The sequence below is a fragment of the Streptosporangium sp. NPDC049078 genome (assembly GCF_040648855.1).
In the GTDB taxonomy this organism is placed as follows: Bacteria; Actinomycetota; Actinomycetes; order Streptosporangiales; family Streptosporangiaceae; genus Streptosporangium.
Map to the genome: position 1 here is coordinate 203541 of NZ_JBEZEL010000016.1, position 21694 is coordinate 225234.

A 21694-nucleotide genomic window follows, 5' to 3' on the forward strand; every position below is an offset into this window, starting at 1 on the left:
AGCGATCCGAGTGACGGACCCACAGCCGACCGTTATCTACGCCTCGCCCAGGCGGGGCACGGATCGTGGCGAGAGGGCGGCGCGGGCATGTTCAGCGAACGATCTTGGGACCCGATCCCGTCGAGCCCCGCACGATGAGTTCCGGCTGGAAGATCAGTTCGGAGTGCTGTCCCGGCGCGCCCGCGACGGCCTCCAGGAGGGTGTGCACGGCGGCGGTGACCATCGGCTGCACGGGCTGGCGCACGGTGGTGAGCGGCGGATCGGTGAACGCGATCAACGGCGAGTCGTCGAACCCCACCACCGACACCTCACCCGGCACCGACAACCCCCGATCCCGGCACGCCCGGATCGCCCCCAACGCCATCAGATCGGACGCGCACACGATCCCCGTACACCCCCGCGCCAGCAACTGCGCCGCGGCCGCCTGACCACCCTCCACCGAGAACAACGAATGCGAGATCCACTCGTCGACCTCCGTCACCCCCAGCAACTGCGACATCGCCTGCCGATACCCCTCGATCTTCCTGATCACCGGCACGAACCGGCCGGGGCCGACGGCCAGGCCGATGCGCTCGTGCCCGAGGTCGGCCAGATGCTGCACCGCAAGCCGGGCCGCGGCCCGGTCGTCCGGGGAGATGAACGGGGCGGGCACGTCGGCGGCGTGCCCGTTGAGCAGGACGATCGGCACGCCCTGCCCGATCAGCTGGGTGTAGCGGTCCGAGCGCGCGGTGATGTCGGCGTGCAGCCCGGAGACGAAAATGATGCCGCTCACCCCGCGCTCCACGAGGACCTCGGTGAACTCGTCCTCGACCGCCCCGCCGGGCAGCTGGGTGCAGAGCACCGGGGTGTAGCCGTGCTGGGTGAGCGTCTTCTCGAACGCCTGGGCGAAGGCGGGGAAGATCGGGTTGTCCAGCTCGGGAGTGACCAGGCCGATCAGCCCGTTGCTGCGCTGCCGCAGCCGCTGGGGACGCTCGTAGCCCATCAGGTCCAGAGCCGTCAGCACCGCCTGCCTGGTGAGGGCCGACACCCCCGGCTTGCCGTTCAGCACCCGGCTGACCGTGGCCTCGCTCACCCCGGCCTGCGCGGCGATGTCGGTCAGCCTCGCAGTGCCGCCGCCGGTGCCGAGCTGCCCGGTGCTATGCGACATCGGGTTCCCACCAGACGGCGGAGTCGGGGGCGAGCCGCACCACGCCGTCCTCGACGGCCGTCTCCGCGCTGGCCAGCAGGATCCGCCCGAGGGCGGGCAGTTCCACGGGCTCGCCGGTGAGGTTGAGCGTGCAGGCGAAGCCTTCGCCCCTGGAGAAGGCGAGGGTGCCCTCCGGGGAGTCGAGCCAGGTGAGCGGGGCGTCGTCGAAGGAGCGGCGCTCGCGTCTGATCCGCAGCGCCTCCCGGTAGAGGTTCAGCGTGGAGAGCGGGTCGTCGAGCTGGGAGGCCACGCTGAGCGGCCCCCAGGAGGGCGGCATGGGCAGCCAGGTCGCCTCGGCGCCGGGCAGGCTGAAGCCGAAGTGCGGCTCGTCGCCGGCCCACGGGAGCGGCACCCGGCAGCCGTCACGCCCGTGGTCGGGGTTGCGCAGGCGCTGCGGGTCGCGCTGGAACTCCTCAGGCAGGTCGAGGACCTCGGGCAGCCCGAGTTCCTCACCCTGGTAGACGTAGACCGAGCCGGGCAGGGAGAGCGTCAGCAGGGCGGCGGCACGGGAGCGGCGCAGGCCGATCTCTCCGCCGCCGTACCTGGTGAGATGGCGTTTGACGTCGTGGTTGGAAAGCACCCAGGTGGACGGCGCGCCGACCGTCCCCGCCGTGGTGAGCGACTCCTGGATGACCGCGCGGAACGGAGCGGCCTCCCAGGGGGTGACGAGGAAGTGGAAGTTGAACGCCTGGTGCATCTCGTCGGGACGGACGTAGTTGGCCAGCCGCTGCGAGGACGGCGCCCACGCCTCGGCGACACCGATCCGCTCCCCGGGGTAGGAGTCGAGCAGTTTGCGCCAGGCGCGATGGATCTCGTGCACGCCGTCCTGGTCGAAGAACGGCACCACCTCGGTGCCGATCATCCCGACCTGGTCGGCGTGGCCGACGTCGGGCAGGCCCTCGGCCTTGACCATGCCGTGGGCGACGTCGACGCGGAAGCCGTCCACGCCCATGTCGAGCCAGAACCGCAGGATCGACTCGAACTCCGTGTGGACCTCGGGGTTCTCCCAGTTCAGGTCGGGCTGCTGCGGGGCGAACAGGTGGAGGTACCACTCGCCGCCGGGCAGCCGGGTCCACGCGGGGCCGCCGAAGACCGACTCCCAGTCGTTGGGCGGCAGTTCCCCGTCGGCGCCCCTGCCCCGGCGGAAGATGTAGCGCTCACGCGCGGGGTCTCCCGGAGGCGCCGCCAGGGCCTCCAGGAACCACGCGTGCCGGTCGGAGGTGTGGTTGGGCACCACGTCCACGATGACCCGCAGGCCGTGCCGGTGCGCGTCCTCGATCAGCGCCCCGGCGTCGGCGAGCGACCCGAAGATGGGGTCCACGTCCCGGTAGTCGGCCACGTCGTAGCCGAAGTCGGCCATCGGCGAGGTGAAGAACGGGGTGAGCCAGATCGCGTCGACCCCCAGGTCGGCCAAGTATGGGAGCCTGCCGCGCACGCCGAGCAGGTCTCCCACGCCGTCGCCGTTGCCGTCGGCGAAGCTGCGCACGTAGACCTGGTAGATCACCGCGTCGCGCCACCATCGGGTGACGGCCCCGGCAGCGAGGCCCGCCCGGACAAGCTCGGTCATATTAAATCCCCCGATCGGATGACGTACCAGGATGTAGTAGCACGGTGGTGTTACGACTTCGTGGCACCGGCGGTAAGCCCGGTGACCAGATGCCGCTGGACGAGCAGGAAGACGACCGCGGCCGGGACCGCGATCAGCACCGCCGCGGCCGTGAGCAGGCCCCAGTCCGACCAGTGCTGGCCGACGAACTGCTGGAGCCCGATGGCGAGTGTGCGCTTCTCCTCCTGCGACATGAACACGGTGGCGTAGGCCACCTCGCCCCAGGCGGTCATGAACGAGTAGAACGCGGTGACCGCGAGGCTCGGCCTGGCCAGGGGCAGCACGACCCGCCAGAACGTGCCGAACGGGGTGAGCCCGTCGACCAGCCCGGCCTGGTCGATCTCGCGCGGGATGGAGTCGAAGTAGCTCTTCATCATCCACGCGCAGAACGGCACCGCCACCGTCATGTAGGCGATGACGAGTCCGGGGATCTGGTTGAGCAGCCCGAGGCCCGCCATCAGGTTGTAGAGGGGGACGATCAGGATCGCCACCGGGAACATCTGGATGACGAGCAGCATCCACATCACCCCGCGATAGCCGGGGAAGCGGAAGCGGCTGACCGCGTACCCGGTCGTGGAGGCGAGGAAGACGCCGATGACCGTGGTGAGCCCGGCGACGATCACCGAGTTGAGCAGCCAGGTCGGGAACTGCGTCTCGGTCAGCACCCGGACGTAGTTGTCCAGCGAGGGCTGGTTGAAGATCTCCAGTTCGCTGGAGAGCCAGCCGTCGCGCGGCTTGAGCGAGGTGAGGAAGAGCCAGACGATCGGGAACAGCGAGACGGCGACCGCGGCGAGCAGGGTGGCGTGCAGCAGGATCGACGCGCCCACACCGCGTTCCCCGCGTTCCCCGCGTCCCTTGACGCGTCCGCTTCCGGCCCCGGTGGTGGCGGTGCTGCCGGCGGTGCCACTGACGGTGCTCACCAGACCTCCCCTTGCTTGCGCAGCGAGCGCCGGTAGACCACGGCCAGCACGACGAGGAGCAGAAGGATGATCACTCCCCAGGCCGCGGAGTTGGAGTAGTTGCGGACGCCGGTGAAGGCCTCGCGGAAGGCGTAGGTGACCAGGATCTCGGTGGAGCTTCCCGGCCCTCCCCCGCTGATCAGATAGATCACCGGGAACATGTTGAACGTCCAGATCGTGCCCAGAAGGACAACCGTGCTCGACACGGTACGCAGGCTGGGAACCGTGATGAAGCGGAAGCGCTGCCACGGCGTGGCGCCGTCCACCTCGGCCGCCTCGTACAGCTCACCGGGGATCGACTGGAGCCCGCCCAGCACGGCGACCATCATGAACGGCACACCCATCCAGACGTTGACCGCGATGACCGCGATCTTCGCGGTGGTCGGGTCGTCGAGCCAGCCGACCCCTCCCAGGCCCGCGGCCCGCAGCATCGCGTTGATCACGCCGAAGTCGCTGTTGTAGAGGTAGCGCCAGATGAACGCCGAGACGAACCCCGGGATCGCCCACGGCAGGATGAGCAGCAGCCGGTAGGCCGAGCGGAACCTGACCTTGCGGTTGAGCAGCAGGGCCAGACCGAGCCCGAGCCCGTAGTGGAATCCCACGCAGGTGACGGTCCACACGACCGTCCAGGTCAGCTTCTCCCAGAACAGCCCGCTGGTCAGGATCGCGACGTAGTTGTCGAACCCGACGAACTCATACGTCGAGGGGATGACGTTGACGCCGATCGTCCGGCCGATGTTGGCCTCGGTGGCGTCGGTCAGCGACAGGTAGACGCCCCTGGCGAGCGGCCAGCCGACCAGCAGGGCGGTGACCAGGATCACCGGGGCGACCATGGCCCAGGCGTACCAGTGCCTGCCCAGCGCCAGCCGGAGGGCCCCCGGGGGGCGGCCCCGGCCGCGGGTGCCGTCGGCACCCGCGGCCCGGTCCCTGGCCGTGTTGTTCACACGCCCAGTCGAGAGCGCCACGGATCAGCTCCAGTCCTTGAAGATGCCTCGGTACTGGTCGTCGACCTTCTTGAGCATGTCCTCGGGGGTCGCCGTGCCGCCGACCAGCGACTGGTAGCCCTCGAGGAGCGGCTGGAAGAGCTGGCCGCCCTCGGGGATCCACGGCCGCGCGGTCGCGGTCTCCATGATGGGCTTGAAGACGGAGACGTCCTTGTTGGCCTGCACGTCGGGGTTGTCGTACGCCGAGACGCGGGTCGGCAGGAGGCTGATCTCCTTGGCGACCTTGGCCTGCGCCTCGGGGGTGCTCATGAAGCGGACGAACTCGTAGGAGGCGTCCAGGTTCTTGGAGCCGGCGTAGATGGCCAGGTTCCAGCCGCCGGTGGGTGCCCCGGCCTTGACCGAGCCCGCGGGGACGGGCGCGATGCCCAGGTTCTCCTTGTCCTTGAACTCCTTGCCCTGGTAGATCTCCGACAGCGCCCACGGGCCGTTGTAGATCATCGCGGCCTTGCCGTCCTTGAGGGCGGTCATCGCGTTGGCGTAGCTGTCCTGGATCGCGGGCTTGGGCGCGGCACCGGAGGTGATCAGGTCGGAGACGGTCGCCATCGCCTTCGCGTTCTCCGGGGAGTTGACGGTGATCTTCTTGTTCTGCACGTCGAGGAGGTCACCGCCCTCGCCGTACATGAAGGGCAGCAGGAAGTAGGAGTCGACGTTGAGCGCGAGGCCGTTGGCGCCGGTCTTCTTCTTGACGTCGAGCGCGGTCTGCTTGAGCTCCTCGACCGTGGTGGGGGCCTCCTCGTGCCCCGCCTCCTTCAGCAGCCGCTTGTTGTAGATGAGCGCGAGGGTGTCGGTGACCTGCGGGACGGCGTACGTCTTGCCGTCGTACTTGGTGCTGCTCAGCGGTCCCGGCAGGAAGTCCGCCTCGTTCTCCACCGCGCGGGTGCCCTCCAGCGGCTGCAGGTAGCCGAGTGAGGCGAACTGGGAGGTCCAGGCGACCTCGGAGCGGATCACGTCCGGTGCCCCCGCGCCCGCCTGCGCCGCGGTCTGGAACTGGTTCTGCGCCTGGTCCGAGGGGACGTTGACGTACTTGACCTTGATGCCAGGGTATTTCGCCTGGAAGTCCTGGATGAGCGCCTGGAACGTCGGGCCCTCGCTGTCGGGCCTGACGGTGTCCCACCAGGTGATCTCACCGGTGATCTTCGACGGGTCCGCCGCCGCGGACTGGGCGGGGGCCGCCGTGCCGGCGTCACCGCCACCGCAGGCGGAGACCGCCAGGGCGAGGGCCGCGACGATCGTCGCGGCCGAGAAGGCTCGCCGCATGTTCTTCTCCTCGTGTTCAAGGGGCGGCCGGGACCGAAGAGCCGTCCGGCCGGGGTCTGGAGTACGCCGGACGTTACGCCTACGTGAACCCCATTGGAAGAAGTTTCTGCAAGAGTCTGCAAAGTCGTTACAAAGCCACCCCAAACCCAAGGAGCCGGACCACCTTCCGACGGGATCCTAGATGGCGATATCAACCATTTAAGGGCCATAAATCCCTTTTTGTGTGTTTTGGTCGCTCGACCGGATCTCTTCGGGACGCTCACGAATTGCCGGGATTCAGAAATTTGCCGCAAGGGATTGCATCGACCATCACTAGTGAGTAACTTCCGGGCAATACCCCCGAAACAACATCCCGTGGAGGCCCCCGTGGTCTGGCCGCTCCCCCCACGGCGCGCGAGAACGACCCTCCTGACGGGCGCCGCGCTCGCGGCAGCCCTGATCGCCACCCCTCTCGCCGCCACCCCGCCCCCCGCCGCCGCGTCCACCTCCCCCGCGTCCGCGCCCCTCACCGCACCGGTCTCCGCAGCGCCGTCCACGGTGCCGTCCGGTGCGCCCGCGACGGCCGGCGATCCCGTGGTCTCCGCGCTCAGCCGCACCGCCGAGCCCTCCGACAGGGACCTCGCCCGCGACGCGCTCCGCACCGACCTGAGCCGCGAGCGCTTCTACTTCGCGATGACCGACCGGTTCGCCAACGGCGACACCCGCAACGACCGGGGCGGCCTGTCCGGCGACCGGCTCACCACCGGCTTCGACCCCACGCACAAGGGCTTCTACCAGGGCGGCGACCTCAAGGGCCTGCTCGGCAGGCTCGACTACGTCAAGAACCTGGGCAGCACCGCGATCTGGATCACCCCGGCGTTCGTGAACCGTCCCGTGCAGGGCACCGGCGCCAACGTCTCGGCCGGCTACCACGGCTACTGGATCACCGACTTCACCAGGATCGACCCGCACCTGGGGACCAACGCCCAGATGAAGGAGCTGGTGCGCGAGGCGCACCGGCGCGGGATGAAGGTCTTCTTCGACATCATCACCAACCACACGGCCGACGTGGTCGACTACGCGGAGAAGACCTACTCGTATCGCGGCAAGGGCGCCTACCCCTACGTCGACACCCGCGGCACGCCGTTCGACGACCGCGATCACGCGGGCAAGGACACCTTCCCCAAGGTGGACACCGGATCGTTCCCGTACACCCCGGTCGCGCCGAAGAACGTCAAGACGCCGGCCTGGCTGAACGACCCGACGATGTACCACAACCGGGGCGACTCCACCTTCAGCGGCGGCGAGAACGACGAGTACGGCGACTTCTTCGGCCTCGACGACCTGTGGACCGAGCGCCCGGAGGTCGTCAAAGGCATGATCGACATCTACAAGACGTGGGTGCGCGACACCGGCCTCGACGGCTTCCGCATCGACACCGCCAAGCACGTGAACATGGAGTTCTGGGAGAGGTTCTCCCCCGCCCTGCGCGGCTACGCGGCCCAGCAGGGCAACAAGCGGTTCTTCATGTTCGGCGAGGTCTACTCGGGCGAACCCTCCTTCACCAGCCGATACTCCACCCGGGGCGGCATGAACGCCACCCTGGACTTCCCGTTCCAGGAGGCCGCCCGCTCCTTCAGCGGCGGCACGGCGGACGCGTCCAGGCTGGCACGGCTGTACGCCGAAGACGACTACCACACCGACGCCGACGGCAACGCCGCGTCGCTGCCGACCTTCCTCGGCAACCACGACATGGGCCGCATCGGCCGCTTCGTCTCCCAGGACAACCCCGGCGCCCCCGACTCCGAGCTGCTGCGCAGGTCGCTGCTCGCCCACGAGCTGATGTATCTCACCCGCGGCCAGCCGGTCGTGTACTACGGCGACGAACAGGGTTTCACCGGAAAGGGCGGCGACCAGGACGCCCGCGCGTCCATGTTCGCCTCCAGGACCGAGAGCTACCTGAGCGACGACCTGATCGGCACCGACTCCACCCACGCCAGGGACAACTTCGTCCCCTCCCACCCGCTCTACCGGGGGATCTCCGCCCTGGCCGCGCTGCGCGACGCCCACCCGGCCCTCGCCGACGGCGCCCAGATCGAGCGGCTCGCCTCCGGCGGCGTCTACGCCTTCTCCAGGATCGACGCCGCCCGGCAGGTCGAGTATCTGGTGGCGGTCAACAACGCCGAACAGCCCGCGACCGTGAGTCCGCCCACCTTCTCGGCGGGCGCGACCTTCACCAGGGTGTACGGCGAGGGCGCCGCCACGCTCACCACCGGCGCGGACACGAAGCCGGCGCTCACCGTTCCCGCCCTGTCGGCGGTGGTCTACAAGGCGCCCGCCAAGCTCGCGGCTCCGGCCTCGGCCCCCGCCGTCTCGGTCGCCCTGCCGGGAGCCGAGATCAGGGGCACCGCGCAGGACGGCCGGATCCCGGTCGTCGCGATCGTGCCCGGCACCGGCTTCGACCAGGTCACCTTCGCCGCCAAGGTGGGCGAGGGCCCCTGGCGGGCGATCGGCACCGACGACGCGCCGAACGCCACCCCCTCGGGCCGCGCGTTCCGGGTCTTCCACGACCTGCGCGGCATCGCGGCGGGCACACCGATCTCGTACAAGGCCGTGGTGAAGGACTCCGCGGGCCGGTTCGCCTCGGCGGTCGCGGCGGCGACCGTCGGCGCCGAGCCCGCCCCCGAGGAGCCGGGCGCGGTGAGACGCGACTGGCTCGTCGTGCACTACCAGCGGGAGAACGCCGGCGACTACGACGGCTGGGGCCTGCACGTCTGGGGTGACGTGGAGAACCCGACCGAGTGGGCGACCCCGCTCCCGCTGACCGGTGAGGACTCCTACGGCCGCTTCGCCTGGATCAGGCTCAAGCCGGGTGCCACCAGCGTCGGGATCATCGCCCACCGGGGTGACGAGAAGGACGGCGGCGACCGGATCGTGAACCCCGCCAGGAACGGCGAGGTGTGGCTGGCGAAGGGAAAGGCGGAGACGTACCCGTCCCGCGCGGCGGCCCAGGGGTACGCGACCGTCCACTACAACCGCCCCGACGGGAACTACGAGGGCTGGGGGCTGCACCTGTGGGGCGACGGGCTCGCCGACGGGGTGCCCACCGACTGGGCCGCGCCGCGCCCGCCCGACGGCACGGACTCCTACGGCGCGTTCTGGAAGGTGCCGCTGAAGGACGCCTCCGTCCCGGCGAACTTCATCGTGCACAGGGGCGACACCAAGGACCCCGGGCCCGACCAGTCGTTCACCCCCGCCCTGCGGCCCGACGCCTACGTCGCCTCGGGAGTGGCGAAGGTCCATTCGAGCCGGGCCGCGGCCGAGAACGTCGCGATCCTGCATTACCACCGGCCCGACGGGAACTACGACGGCTGGGGACTTCACCTGTGGGGTGACGTGGCGACTCCCACCGAGTGGGGCGCGCCGCTGCGGCCCGCGGGCGAGGACGGGTTCGGCGTTCACTTCCGCGTCCCCCTGACCGAGGGGGCCAAGACCGTGAACTACATCATCCACAAGGGCGACACCAAGGACCTGCCGGACAACCAGTCGCTGGACCTGACGGCGACCGGCCACGAGGTGTGGCGGGTCGCGGCCACCGAGGGCCACCTGCTGCCCCAGTCCTCGGCGCGCGGCGCCGACGCCGACCTGTCGAAGTCGTCGGCGCACTGGATCGACCGCGCCACCGTCGCCTGGAAGATCGACCCCTCCACCGCCGGCCGCTACTCCCTCGCCTTCTCCGCCAAGGGCGACATCGCCTATTCGGGTGGCGACCTCACCGGCGAGGTCAGGCTGATTCGCCTCGCGCCCGGCGCGCTGACCGACGCGCAGAAGGCGAAGTGGCCGCACCTGGCCGGGCACGCCGCGTTCACCGTCGACCCGCGCGACGCCGACCTGGTGAGGGAGGCCACCCGTGGCCAGGTCGTCGCCGTCGAGCGCGACGCCTCGGGCGCCCTGCTCGCCGCCACCGGCGTGCAACTGCCCGGTGTGCTCGACGACCTGTACGCCAAGGCGGCGACCGCCGGCCTCGGCCCCTCGTGGAGCGGCGGCAGGCCCGGCCTGTCGGTCTGGGCCCCCACCGCGGTCAAGGTCGAGCTCGCGCTCTACCGCGACTCCTCGGGCGGCAGACGCACCGTCCACCCCATGCGCCGCGACGACGGCACCGGCGTCTGGTCGGTGCGCGGGGAGCGGGACTGGAAGGACCGCTACTACACCTTCCTGGTGACGGTCTACGCGCCCGGCGAGGGCACGGCGGGCAAGGTCGTCGTGAACGAGGTGACCGACCCCTACAGCCTGTCGCTGTCGGCGGGCTCGGGCCGCAGCCAGCTCGCCGACCTGTCCGACGGTGCCCTGCGGCCCGACGGCTGGACCTCCCTGGCCAAGCCCAGGGCCGTCCCCCAGGAGAAGGCGTCGGTCTACGAGCTGCACGTGCGCGACTTCTCCGCCTCCGACACCACCGTCCCCGCGGCGAGGCGCGGCACGTACGCCGCGTTCACCGGCGACTCGGCGGGGATGAGGGAGCTGCGCGGGCTGGCCGAGGACGGGCTCACCCACGTGCACCTGCTGCCCGTCTTCGACATGGCGACCGTCCCCGAGCGGAGGGCCGACCGGACGGAACCGGCCTGCGACCTCGCCTCGATGCCCCCGGACTCCGAGGAGCAGCAGGCCTGCGTCGCCAGGACCGCGGCGAAGGACTCCTTCAACTGGGGGTACGACCCGCTGCACTACACCGTGCCCGAGGGCTCCTACGCCTCCGAGCCGGACGGGTCGTCGCGGATCAGGGAGTTCCGCGGCATGGTCGGCGGGCTGAACAGGGCCGGGCTGCGGGTGGTGATGGACGTGGTCTACAACCACACCCACGCCTCGGGCCAGGACGCCTCCTCGGTGCTCGACCGCATCGTGCCGGGCTACTACCACCGGCTGCTCGACGACGGCACGGTGGCCACCTCCACCTGCTGCGCCAACACCGCGCCCGAGCACGCCATGATGGGCAGGCTCGTCGTCGACTCCGTCGTCACCTGGGCCCGCGAGTACAAGGTGGACGGCTTCAGGTTCGACCTGATGGGCCACCACCCCAAGGCGAACCTGGTCGCGGTCCGCGCGGCCCTGGACAGGCTCACCGTCGCCCGCGACGGCGTCGACGGAAAGTCGATCATCCTGTACGGGGAGGGCTGGAACTTCGGCGAGGTCGCCGACGGCGCCCGCTTCGAACAGGCCACCCAGGCGAACATGGCCGGCACCGGCATCGGCACCTTCAACGACCGGTTGCGCGACGCGGTGCGCGGCGGCGGCCCGTTCGACGCCGACCCCCGCGTGCAGGGCTTCGGCTCGGGGCTGGCCGGGGCGCCCAACGACTCACCGGCCAACGGCGACGAGGCGCAGCGGCGGGCCCGGCTGCTGAACTACCACGACCTGATCAAGGTCGGGCTCGCCGGCAACCTCCGCGACTACACCTTCACCGCCACCGACGGCAGGCGGGTCAAGGGCTCGGAGGTGAACTACAACGGCTCTCCCGCCGGGTACACGGCCGCACCGGGCGAGGTCGTCACCTATGTCGACGCCCACGACAACGAGACGTTGTTCGACGCGCTGGCGTACAAGCTGCCACCGGCGACCGCGATGGCCGACCGGGTGCGCATGCAGTCGCTCTCCCTGGCCACGGCCGTCCTCGGGCAGGGCACCTCGTTCGTGCACGCGGGCAGCGAGCGGCTCCGTTCCAAGTCGCTCGACCGCAACTCCTACGACTCCGGTGACTGGTTCAACCGGCTGCTGTGGGACTGCTCGGCGGGCAACGGGTTCGGCGCCGGGCTTCCCCCGAAGCCCGACAACGAGGACAAGTGGCAGTACGCCAGGCCGCTGCTGGGCGATCCGGCGCTGAAGCCGGACTGCGCGGCGATCGACGCCGCCCGCGCCCGCTACGGCGAGCTGCTGAGGATCCGCTCATCGTCCCCGGTCTTCGGTCTCGCCACCCTGGCCGAGGTGCAGAAGCGCCTCACCTTCCCGACCGGCGGCACCTCGGAGACCCCGGGTGTCGTGACCATGCACCTGGACGCCACGGGGATCGACCCGCGCTGGAAGTCGGTCACCGTCGTCTTCAACGCGACCCCCGAGGCCCGGCCGCAGGCCGTCGCCGCGCTGAAGGGCGCCCGGGTGACGCTCCACCCCGTCCAGACGGCCGGCGACGACGCCGTCGTGAAGCAGTCGACGTTCGACCCGGCCACCGGCACGCTCACGGTCCCCGCTCGCACGGTCGCCGTCTTCGTCCAATCCTGACAAACAGCGCAGAACTCCCCGCGGGGAGTTCGCGCACAGCCCCGCAGAGCCCATGAAAGCCGCCGGGCCGGGTGTTGCAGCACCCGGCCCGGCCAGGGAACCCGTCCATCGATCCTGGAGGCCCCACCCGTGAAACCCTACAGAGTCGTCCTCGCCACGGCGTTGAGCGCCCTGGTGAGCGCCGCCGTGCTGGTGCCCGGCGCGCTCCCCGCCCAGGCCGCGCCACCCACCCCCGGCCCGATCGTCAAGCTGTGGAACTGGAACTGGAACTCCGTCGCCAGGGAGTGCACCGACGTCCTCGGCCCCGCCGGGTACGCCGCCGTGCAGGTCTCCCCGCCGAACGACTCGATGTCCAAGGGCGGGTCGGTCTGGTGGGACATCTACCAGCCCGCCCGCTACACCCTCACCAGCAAGTTCGGCGACGAGAACGCGTTCAAGAACATGATCAACGCCTGCCACGCGGCGGGCGTCAAGGTCCACACCGACGCCGTCATCAACCACATGACAGGCCAGGGCAGCACCAGCTACGGCGGCTACACCTTCGGCAAGTACAACTACCCCGGCCTCTACTCCGCCGCCGACTTCCACTCCCCCACCTGCACGATCAACGGCTCCGACTACGTCAGCGACGGCTGGCGGGTGCAGAACTGCGAACTGGTCGGCCTGGCCGACCTCAACACCGGCTCCGAGTACGTCCGCGACCAGATCGCCGGCTACCTCAACAGGCTCACCTCCCTGGGCGTGGACGGCTTCCGCGTCGACGCCGCCAAGCACATCAACCCCGGTGACCTGGCCGCGATCAAGGGCAGGCTGACCGGCTCGCCGTACATCCACCAGGAGGTCATCCAGGGCAACGGCGAGGCGATCAGCCCGAGCCAGTACACCGGGATCGGCGACGTGCACGAGTTCGTGTACGGGCGCAAGCTCAAGGAGCAGTTCGGCGGCGGCCAGATCAAGAACCTGCAGTCCTTCGGGCAGAGCTGGGGCCTGTCGGTGCCGAGCGACAAGGCCGTGGTCTTCATCGACAACCACGACACCGAACGCAACGGCTCGACCATGAACTACAAGTACGGCGACTCCTACAGGCTGGCCAACGTCTTCATGCTCGCCTGGCCGTACGGCACGCCGAGGGTCTACTCCGGGTTCACCTGGAGCGACGGCGAGGCCGGCCCGCCCTCGTCGGGCGGCGGCTTCGCCGCCGACGCCGACTGCGGCAACGGCCGGTGGACCTGCTTCCACCGCCAGATGAACGGCATGGTCGGCTTCAACCGTTCCGTCCAGGGCACCACGGTCGGCAACTGGTACGACAACGGCAACAACGTGATCGCCTTCAGCCGGGGCGCGAAGGGCTGGGTCGCGATCAACAACGAGGGCGGCAGCGTCACCCGCACCTTCTCCACCGGCCTGCCAGCCGGGACCTACGCCAACGTCGCCGGAGGCGGCTCGGTCACCGTCGGATCCAACGGCACGGCCTCGGTCACCGTGCCCGCGAGGGGCGCGGTCGCGATCCACACCGGCGCCTCGGGCCCCGGCCCCAGCCCGACGCCGACGGTCAACCCAGGCCAGGTCGCCACCTCGTTCAACGCGACCGTGACCACGAACTGGGGCCAGAACGTCTTCGTCGTCGGCAACGTCGCCGCGCTGGGCTCCTGGAACCCGGCGAACGCCGTCGCCCTGTCGTCGGCCGCGTACCCGGTCTGGAGGGCCACGGTGAACCTGCCGCCGGGCACGACGGTCCAGTACAAGTACATCAAGAAGAACCCCGACGGCTCGGTGACCTGGGAGAGCGACCCCGACCGCTCCTTCACCACCCCCTCCGGCGGCACCGCCACCCGCACCGACTCCTGGCGCTGACCTCCCCGGCCCCATCCCCTGATCGGCCCCGGACGGTACGGCCTCCCGGTCGCGCCGGTCAGGAGCCGGTCAGGGGATGAGCCGTTCGGGGCCGGTCAGCCCAGGCGCCAGACGCGGACGGTGTCGTCGCCGCCGCCGGTGACCGCGACGGGGCGCCCGTCGAGTTCGGTCACCGCGGCGGCGAACACGTTGTGGTCGTGGGCCTTGAACGGCCGTCCCGCCCGTTTCCCGGTGTCGAGGTCGTGGACCTGCGCGGTGGCGTCGTTGCTGCCGGAGACGACGACGGTGAGCGACCCCACCCGGCCGACCGCGAGGGAGTAGATCCAGCCGCTGTGGCTCTGGATGGGCGGGCGGGCCTCACCGGCACCGGCGGCGTCGTCGATGTGGATGTCCTGCGCGCCGCCGGCGGAGAGCACCACGAGCCTGCCGTCCAGTTCGGCCGTGGTGACGGCGGTGACCTGGGCGCGCTGGGTGAGGAGCGTCTCGCCGGCCCCCGAGCGGAGCGGCCAGCGACGTACCGTACCGTCGCCGCCGCCGGTGAACACGACGGGCTCACCGTCGAGGGTGGCCGTGGCGAGGCCGAACACGGCGCCCTCGGAGGCGCGACGGGCCTTGCCGATCGCGGCGCCCGTCCTCAGGTCCCACACGCGCAGGCTCCCGTCACGGCCTCCGGTCACCACGACGGGCTCGCCGTCGAGGGTGGCGAGAGCGAGGGAGAAGACGGGCGCAGCGACGTCGAAGGGCTTGCCGACCGGCTTGCGGGTGGCGAGGTCCCAGCGGCGTACGGTGCCGTCGTCGCCGCCCGACACCGCGATCGTCCTGCCGTCCAGCTCGGTGACCGCGACGGAGCGCACCCAGTCGGTGTGCCCGGTGAGGGTGGCCAGCGGCTTGCGGGTGGCTAGATCCCACAGGCGGACGGTGCGGTCGTTGGCACCGGAGACGATCACGGACCTGCCGCCGACCTGGGCGATCGCCACCGACTGCAGGTCGTCGCGATGGCCGCGCAGCGGGCCGCCGACCGGTGCGCTCTTCCAGTTCCCGGTGACCGAGGTGGGGGTGGCGGCGGGGGACGGCGCTCCACCGGTAGAGGGTGAGGTGCTGGGAGACGGTGAGGCGCTGGGCTGCGTGGACTCGCCCGGTGAGGGGGAGCCGCCGGAGATCGAAGGGGAGCCGGTCATCGCGACGGGAGTGGGGTCCACGCCCTCCTCCCCGGTCCCCGCCAGCAGTGACGGGAGCACGAAGACGCCCGCGGAGACCGCGGCGGCGCAGACGGCGACGACGGCCCCGATCCGCCACGGGCGCGATCGTCCTGACCCGCCCGGCGCGGTCGCGCCACCGGCCCCCTCCCATGGGTCACCAGGAGAGGTGGAGACCCCGTGGCCCTGCCGGTGCCACTGTCCGGGCTCGGTGCTCGGACCCGTCGGTGACCACCCGGCGTACGGCGGCAGCGAAGGTGCCGCGCCCGGCTCGAACGGCGGCGACGGCCGGGACGGCGGCCGCTGAGGGTCGGCCTCCCACCCGGGGGACGGCTGTCGTTGCGACGAGGGCGGCCGGTCGTGGAGCGGTGATTGCGAAGACTGTGGCTGAGAAGACTCGGGCTGCGAAGGCTGCGGGGACGGGGACGGCTGCGGGGACGGCTGCTCGGTCCGCGACGGCCACTGGGACGACGAGGACCGGCCCCGGGCCGACTGACCGGTCTGCGGCGATTCCGCGGGCGGCATGGCGGTGCCGGCCGACGGCTGGCGGATCAGCCGGAACAGCAGGTCGGAGGCGACCGGCCGATCGGCGGGATCCTTGGCCAGGCAGGCGCGCAGCAACGGGCGCAACCCCTCGGGAACCCCCGACAGGTCGGGCTCGACGGTGAGGATGCGGTGCAGCACGGCCGGGATGGTGTCCCGGCCGAACGCGGGGCTGCCGGTGGCCGCGAACACCATCGTCACGGCCCAGCTGAACACGTCCGAGGGGGCGGCGGCGGGCTGGCCGTGGATCTGCTCGGGCGACATGTACGTCGGGGTCCCGACGGCGCCGCTGGTCTGGGCGAACCCGGCGTCGAGTGCCTTGGAGACGCCGAAGTCGATGACGCGCGGGCCGTCGAAGCCGAGGAGCACGTTGGCCGGTTTGAAGTCGCGGTGCGCGATGCCCGCCTGGTGGATGGCGACGAGCGCGGTGGCCGTGCTGATCGCGATGCGCTGCAGGGCGGCGCCGTCGCGCGGCCCCTCCCTCTCAACGGCCTGCTGCAGCGAAGGCCCGTCGATGAACTCGCTCACCACGTAGAGGTGGTCGCCGCTCTCCCCCGCGTCGAGCACCCGGGCGGTGCAGAACTCGGCGATCTGCCGGGCGACGGCGATCTCCCGCTCGAAGCGCGCCCTCGCGACCTGGTCGGCGGCGAACCTGGGATGCAGCACCTTGACCGCGACACGCTCACCGGCCGGATCACGACCGAGGTAGACCGTCCCCTGCCCGCCCTCGCCGAGCCTCGCCTCGATCACGTACGGCCCGAAGGCGGTGGGGTCGCCGGATCTGAGCTCCGTACCGGCCATCGTGCTCCTCCCCCGCCGCGAGCCCGCCCGAGTGGTCCGGCGGCCACGCCCTGCCGCACGCGCCGGGTTCCGGGCAGTCTGGTCCCGGAAAAGAGCATGCCAGTATCGGCAAATTTGACCAAATGCCCGCAGCTATCAGTCGAGAAGGTTGGCGTGCAGGGCGCGCAACACCGCGTTGGTCCGGTCCCGCGCCCCGAGTTTGAGCAGCATGGTCGAGACGTGGTTCTTCACCGTGCCCTCGGCCAGGAAGAGAGCCTGGGCGATCTCGCGGTTGCTGTAGCCCTCCGCGACGAGCCGCAGCACCTCCACCTCTCGTTCGGTGAGCCGCTGGATCGCGGGCAGGTCGTCGTCCGCCGGGCGGCGGCGCCGCACCGCGCGCAGCAGCCGGTCGGTGATCGACGGCGAGATCAGTGTCCCCCCGTCGGCCAGGACGCGGATGGCCCGGGTCAGCCGTTCGAGCGTCACGTCCTTCAGCAGGTAGCCGCACGCCCCCGCCCGCATCGCGTCCAGCACCAGGGTGTCGTTGTCGAACGTGGTCAGCACGAGCACCGGCGGCGAGTCGTCCGCGCGCTCCCGCAACGCCCTGAGCACCCAGATGCCGTCGTGGCGGGGCATGCGCAGGTCGAGCAGGACGACGTCGGGGGCGTGCTCCCCGATCGCCGCCAGCGCGGCCATGCCGTCGTCGGCCTCTCCCACCACCTCGATGTCGTCGGTCAGGTCGAGCAGGCTGCGGATGCCCTGCCGGACCAGGGTCTGGTCGTCGACCACGATCACCCGGATCATCGCGCGGGCACCGTGGCGGTGACCCGGAAACCGTCGCTGCCGTCGAGCCGTACGTCGCCGCCGATCGCCTCGATCCGCTCGCTCAGGCCGCGCAGCCCGTTGCCCGGCCGCAGTTCGGGGCTGCCGCGCCCGTCGTCGACGGAGGTGAACCTCACCTCCCGCTCCGGTGTGCTCTCGATCCGGATGCGCAACGAGGTCGCGTCCGCGTGCCGGATGGTGTTGGTGACGATCTCCTGGACGACACGGATGAGCGCCAGGGTCACCTCCTCGGTGGGGCACACGTCGTCGTCGATCCACACGCCGATGTCGAGGCCGGGAATGTCGCGTACCACGGCGGCGAGGGCCTCGCGCAGGTCGGGCGCGTCGGTGCGCAGCTGTCCGACGGTCGCGCGCACGTCGCGAAGCAGGTCCCGCGCCACCCGGTCGGCACGCTCGATGTGCACGCGCGCGCCCGCCCCTTCGCGGTGCCGGGCGACCTCCAGTTCCAGGGTGAGCGCGGTGAGCTGGTGCCCCATCAGGTCGTGCAGTTCCCTGGCGATGCGCAGGCGTTCGTGAGCGCGTGCGGTGTCGGCCAGGATCACACTCGCCGCCCGCAGTTCCAGATGAGCCTCGCTCAGCTCGCGGCGCATCCGCTGCTCCCTGATGGTCACCAGCACGCTCAGCAGCGTCGCGATCTGGATCAGCAGGTACAGCAGCGCACTGAGGCCGATCTCGGCGACGGTGGAACCGGTGAGACCCACGGTCACGGCGATCACGACGACGTTGAGCACGATCACCACCGGGCCCGCCCACGGCGGCGCGACGTACGCGCTCAGGGCGGCGGTGAAGACCAGCAGGATCGGCAGCCATCCGGCGCCGGGGGCCGTCAGGATCGTGAGCCATCCCAGCACGACGGCCGCGCCGTAGCAGACCCACGCCTGCCTCGGCCGGCATTCCTCCCAGAGCGCGGCGATCAGCGCGGTGACCAGCAGCGCCACGAAGAGCGCGCCCCACACCGGCCGGGGGATCTGTGTCTCGGCCACGCCGAGCAATATCGGGGTGCCCACCGCGAGGCACACCAGCAGTGCCGCCAGCCCCGCCCACACGTCCGGCTCGATTCGCCGCATGCCGTTCACCCTAACGTGCGCTCGTGCCCCCGCTGAGGTGCCGAAAGTCATGGGTGCCGATACTGACCATCGGCACAGGCGCCGGCGGCTCGCCCTTCCTAACGTCGACGGCATGCATGCGACAACGTCATCTCCCGCCGTCGAAGCGGACGGCCTGCACAAGCGCTACCGCTCCAAGGTCGCCGTCGAGGAGGTCGGCCTTTCCGTCGCCGCCGGTGAGATCTTCGGCATCCTGGGACGCAACGGAGCCGGTAAGACGACCACCGTCGAGCTGATCGCCGGGCTCAGGCGGCCCGACCGCGGCACCGTCCGCGTGCTCGGCCTGGACCCCCGGCGGGACCGGGCCCGGCTGCGCCAGGTCCTCGGGGTCCAGCTGCAGGAGGCCGTCCTGCACTCCGCGCTCACGGTCACCGAGCTGGTCCACCTGTACGGGACCTTCTACCGCGACCCGCTGCCGTCCGACGACCTGATCGAGTCGGTCGGCCTGACCGCCTCCCGGCGCACCCGCTTCGAGAAGCTCTCCGGCGGCCAGCAGCAGCGACTGTCGATCGCGCTCGCGCTCGTCGGACGGCCCCGGGTGGTGATCCTCGACGAGCTCACCACCGGCCTAGACCCCGAGGCGCGCCGTCGGATGTGGTCGACCCTTGAGCGGTTGCGCGAGTCAGGCGTGACCATCCTGCTCGTCAGCCACACCATGGAGGAGGTCGAACGACTGTGCGACCGGGTCGCGCTGCTCGACGAGGGCCGGGTCGTCGCCCTCGACTCTCCCTCGGGGCTCGTGCGAAGGGCCGGGTTCGCCCAGCGGGTCACCTTCCGCGCGATCACCCCTGTGCCGGGCGGGCTGCTCGAAGGACTCGACGGGGTCGACCGGGTGCACGCCGACGGCGACCGCGTCGTCGTCGAGGGCCGCGGTGAGCTGCTCCAGGCCGTCAGCGTCGCGCTCGTGCGCGCGGGCGTCGCGGCGGCCGAGACGCGCAGCGAACAGGCCGGCCTCGACGACGCCTTCCTCGCGCTGACCGGGCATCGGCTCGACAACACCAAGCTCGACGCAGAGTTCGACACCGTGCCCGACACGAAGGGGGAGACGATCCGATGACGGACATCACCGTCCACCGCCCAGGCCCGCGGGCCTGGGCCGCACTGCTGATCTGCGAGCTCAAGATGGTCACCCGCGACACCGCCGGGCTGATCGTGCCGATCGGCCTGCCCATGCTCATCCTGGTGATGAACGCCTCGTCCGCCGGCCGGGAGACGATCGCGCACGGTCGCACGGCGTTCGACGTCTACGTGCTGCCGCTGGTGTTCACGATGGTCGTGGCCACGACCGGCATCGTCAACATGCCGAGCTTTCTGGCCTACTACCGTCGCAGCGGCATCCTGCGACGCCTGGGGGTGACCCCCGCCTCGCCCGCGCTGGTCCTCGTCGCCCAGGCGGCCGCCGGCGTGCTGCAGATGGCCCTCGGTATCGCGGCCGCCTGGATCCTCGCCCTGCTGGCGTTCGGCGCCCACCCCCCGGTGCGCGTCGGCGCGGCCCTCGGTGTGCTGGCGTTGACGGTGGCCGCCATGTACGCCCTGGGGCTGACCGTCGCCGCGCTCTCGCCCACCCCGAACTCCTCCGTCGCGATCGGCCTGGTCGTCTTCTTCGTGCTGGGCGCCACCGGCGGCATGTTCGGCGGGCGCGGCAACCTCCCGGAGGTGATCGCGACGATCGGGCAGTGGCTGCCGTTCGGTGCCGGGAGCCAGGCCCTGTCGGCCGCCTGGATCGGCGCGCCCATCGAGGCCTCCAACCTGATCGGTCTCGCCGCGGCCATCGTGCTCGGCGGCGTCGTCGCGGCCGTGTTCTTCCGCTGGGAGTAGCCCGCCGTACGTCCCCCGGGGCGACCGGCGCTCGGGCACGGCCCGATGGGACGGTCCGCGAGCCGGCCCCCGCCAGGCTCGCGGCTTTCCCGGCACCCGGTACGACACCCACGAGGAGCGGCGCCGACGTCATCGAAAACGACGGGTAACGACGGGTACGGATCCAGCCCTTGCACGCCCGCCCCGTGGATCGGCCGGGACGGGTCTTTCCGAACGCTAGGCGGGGGAACGGCGGAAAGCATGAGTATCCCCTACTCATGCCCTGCGGTTCTCGGCTAACAAATCACGCAGATGCTCATATATCCATGTCAGAGGTCATCGCAGGATGCGCAGGAACGTTGCCCGCTGAGCAGGGGACCCGGGCAGGCCGGACGTCCACGAAGACCGCTCCGGCGCCTAGCCGAGCGGCAGCGTCTCGCCCGATTCCAGCAGGGTCTTCAGGTTCGACAGGATCTCGGGCCAGCCCTCGCTGACGCCCTTGATCATCTCACTGCCCGCGACGAGGCCCTCATGGGTGACGATCAGCTTGACCGTGGCCCCACCGGCGGGTTCGATCTCGAAGGTGATCTTCGAGATCGGCTCCCTCCTGAGCTCGGCGAGCTTCTCGTCGCTCCAGCCGAACATGTCGGCCACCTCCTGCTCGTAGTTGTGCCAGGTGTACGACAGGCGCTTGCCGGGGTCGGCCTCGAGCACCCGCTGGCCCCAGTCGTGGTACTCGCCGTCCGCGGTGACCTTCCACTCGACCGGGGCACCCGGCGTCCAGTCGGATCGCGGGCCCCCGCCACCGAAGTAACGGGTGATGAAGGCCGTGCCGGTCAGGGCCTCCCACAGCCGCTCCGGCGTGGTTTTGATGTAGCTGACGTAGACGAAGCTGGTCTCGGACACGTCCGTACCCTCCAGGGCTCGTTTCAGGTCGGCGAGCGCGCGCGCCCGCTCGCGGTCGTAGCGGCCGATCCACCGGTCGGCGATCTCGTTGATGGGCGCGGCGTTGAGGTGGTGGAGCTTCTCCCTGCCGCGCCTCACCGTCTCCACCAGGCCGGCCGCCTCCAGGACGGACAGGTGCTTGGTCACGGCCTGCCGGGTCATGTCCAGCCCCGCGCACAGCTCGCGCAGGGTCTGGCCGTTGTGCCGGTTGAGACTGTCCAGCAGCCTCCGGCGACTGGCGTCGGCGAGTGCTTTGAATACCGCGTCCATGCTGTCTCACAGAGTTAGGCAACCGTTTGGATGCATGTCTGAATATAGGCAACCTTTTAGTTGCCCGTCAATACGGACCTTCGCGCCTTCACGATCTCC

13 protein-coding genes are annotated in these 21694 nt (G+C 70.7%); 4 read left to right on the plus strand and 9 right to left on the minus strand.

The window, feature by feature from the left end; all coding sequences use genetic code 11:
- Positions 1-91 precede the first annotated feature (91 nt).
- The 5 genes from AB0B90_RS27370 to AB0B90_RS27390 are packed head-to-tail and all read right to left on the minus strand — an operon-like array spanning position 92 to position 6012.
- Entirely contained in the window at positions 92-1147 is a 1056-nt protein-coding gene (locus AB0B90_RS27370; protein WP_362925507.1) for a LacI family DNA-binding transcriptional regulator, read from the minus strand.
- Positions 1137-2753 carry a glycoside hydrolase family 13 protein gene (locus AB0B90_RS27375; RefSeq protein WP_362925509.1) on the minus strand — a complete coding sequence of 539 codons (1617 nt, stop codon included), beginning with the start codon at positions 2751-2753 and terminating at the stop codon, positions 1137-1139. The genes AB0B90_RS27370 and AB0B90_RS27375 overlap by 11 nt, the downstream gene beginning before the upstream one ends.
- A gap of 50 nt (positions 2754-2803) precedes the next feature.
- Complete coding sequence (locus AB0B90_RS27380) at positions 2804-3712, minus strand: sugar ABC transporter permease (RefSeq protein ID WP_362925511.1); 909 nt, start codon at positions 3710-3712, stop codon at positions 2804-2806.
- Positions 3709-4716, minus strand: coding sequence for a sugar ABC transporter permease (locus AB0B90_RS27385; RefSeq protein WP_362925514.1), 1008 nt, complete (start codon positions 4714-4716; stop codon positions 3709-3711). Before AB0B90_RS27385 ends, AB0B90_RS27380 begins: the two co-directional genes overlap by 4 nt.
- A 3-nt stretch (positions 4717-4719) precedes the next feature.
- Positions 4720-6012, minus strand: coding sequence for an extracellular solute-binding protein (locus AB0B90_RS27390; RefSeq protein WP_350943586.1), 1293 nt, complete (start codon positions 6010-6012; stop codon positions 4720-4722).
- A 366-nt stretch (positions 6013-6378) separates the two neighbouring features.
- Between AB0B90_RS27390 and pulA the strand changes: the two genes are divergently transcribed.
- Together pulA and AB0B90_RS27400 are read left to right on the plus strand one after the other, a co-directional pair.
- On the plus strand, positions 6379-12261 hold the full coding sequence (gene pulA, locus AB0B90_RS27395) for a pullulanase-type alpha-1,6-glucosidase (protein WP_350943588.1): 5883 nt from the start codon (positions 6379-6381) through the stop codon (positions 12259-12261).
- A 129-nt stretch (positions 12262-12390) separates the two neighbouring features.
- A complete protein-coding gene (locus AB0B90_RS27400) occupies positions 12391-14115 on the plus strand; it encodes a carbohydrate-binding module family 20 domain-containing protein (protein ID WP_362925517.1) in 1725 nt (574 codons plus the stop codon).
- Positions 14116-14210: 95 nt separating this feature from the next.
- On the opposite strand, the gene AB0B90_RS27405 is transcribed toward AB0B90_RS27400, so the two are convergent.
- The 3 genes from AB0B90_RS27405 to AB0B90_RS27415 form a co-directional block, all read right to left on the minus strand.
- A complete protein-coding gene (locus AB0B90_RS27405; protein ID WP_362925519.1) occupies positions 14211-16655 on the minus strand; it encodes a serine/threonine-protein kinase in 2445 nt (814 codons plus the stop codon).
- A 135-nt stretch (positions 16656-16790) separates the two neighbouring features.
- Positions 16791-17438 (minus strand): response regulator transcription factor, encoded by a 648-nt coding sequence (locus tag AB0B90_RS27410; RefSeq protein ID WP_350943594.1) that lies wholly within the window; start codon positions 17436-17438, stop codon positions 16791-16793.
- The gene (locus tag AB0B90_RS27415) at positions 17435-18544 is read right to left on the minus strand and encodes a histidine kinase (protein WP_362925522.1); all 1110 of its coding nucleotides are present in this window, start codon (positions 18542-18544) and stop codon (positions 17435-17437) included. Before AB0B90_RS27415 ends, AB0B90_RS27410 begins: the two co-directional genes overlap by 4 nt.
- Before the next feature lie 112 nt (positions 18545-18656).
- Between AB0B90_RS27415 and AB0B90_RS27420 the strand changes: the two genes are divergently transcribed.
- Complete coding sequence (locus AB0B90_RS27420; protein WP_362925524.1) at positions 18657-19640, plus strand: ABC transporter ATP-binding protein; 984 nt, start codon at positions 18657-18659, stop codon at positions 19638-19640.
- Complete coding sequence (locus tag AB0B90_RS27425; RefSeq protein WP_350943600.1) at positions 19637-20401, plus strand: ABC transporter permease; 765 nt, start codon at positions 19637-19639, stop codon at positions 20399-20401. The genes AB0B90_RS27420 and AB0B90_RS27425 overlap by 4 nt, the downstream gene beginning before the upstream one ends.
- Before the next feature lie 396 nt (positions 20402-20797).
- On the opposite strand, the gene AB0B90_RS27430 is transcribed toward AB0B90_RS27425, so the two are convergent.
- Positions 20798-21595 carry a metalloregulator ArsR/SmtB family transcription factor gene (locus AB0B90_RS27430; protein WP_350943602.1) on the minus strand — a complete coding sequence of 266 codons (798 nt, stop codon included), beginning with the start codon at positions 21593-21595 and terminating at the stop codon, positions 20798-20800.
- Positions 21596-21694 lie beyond the last annotated feature (99 nt).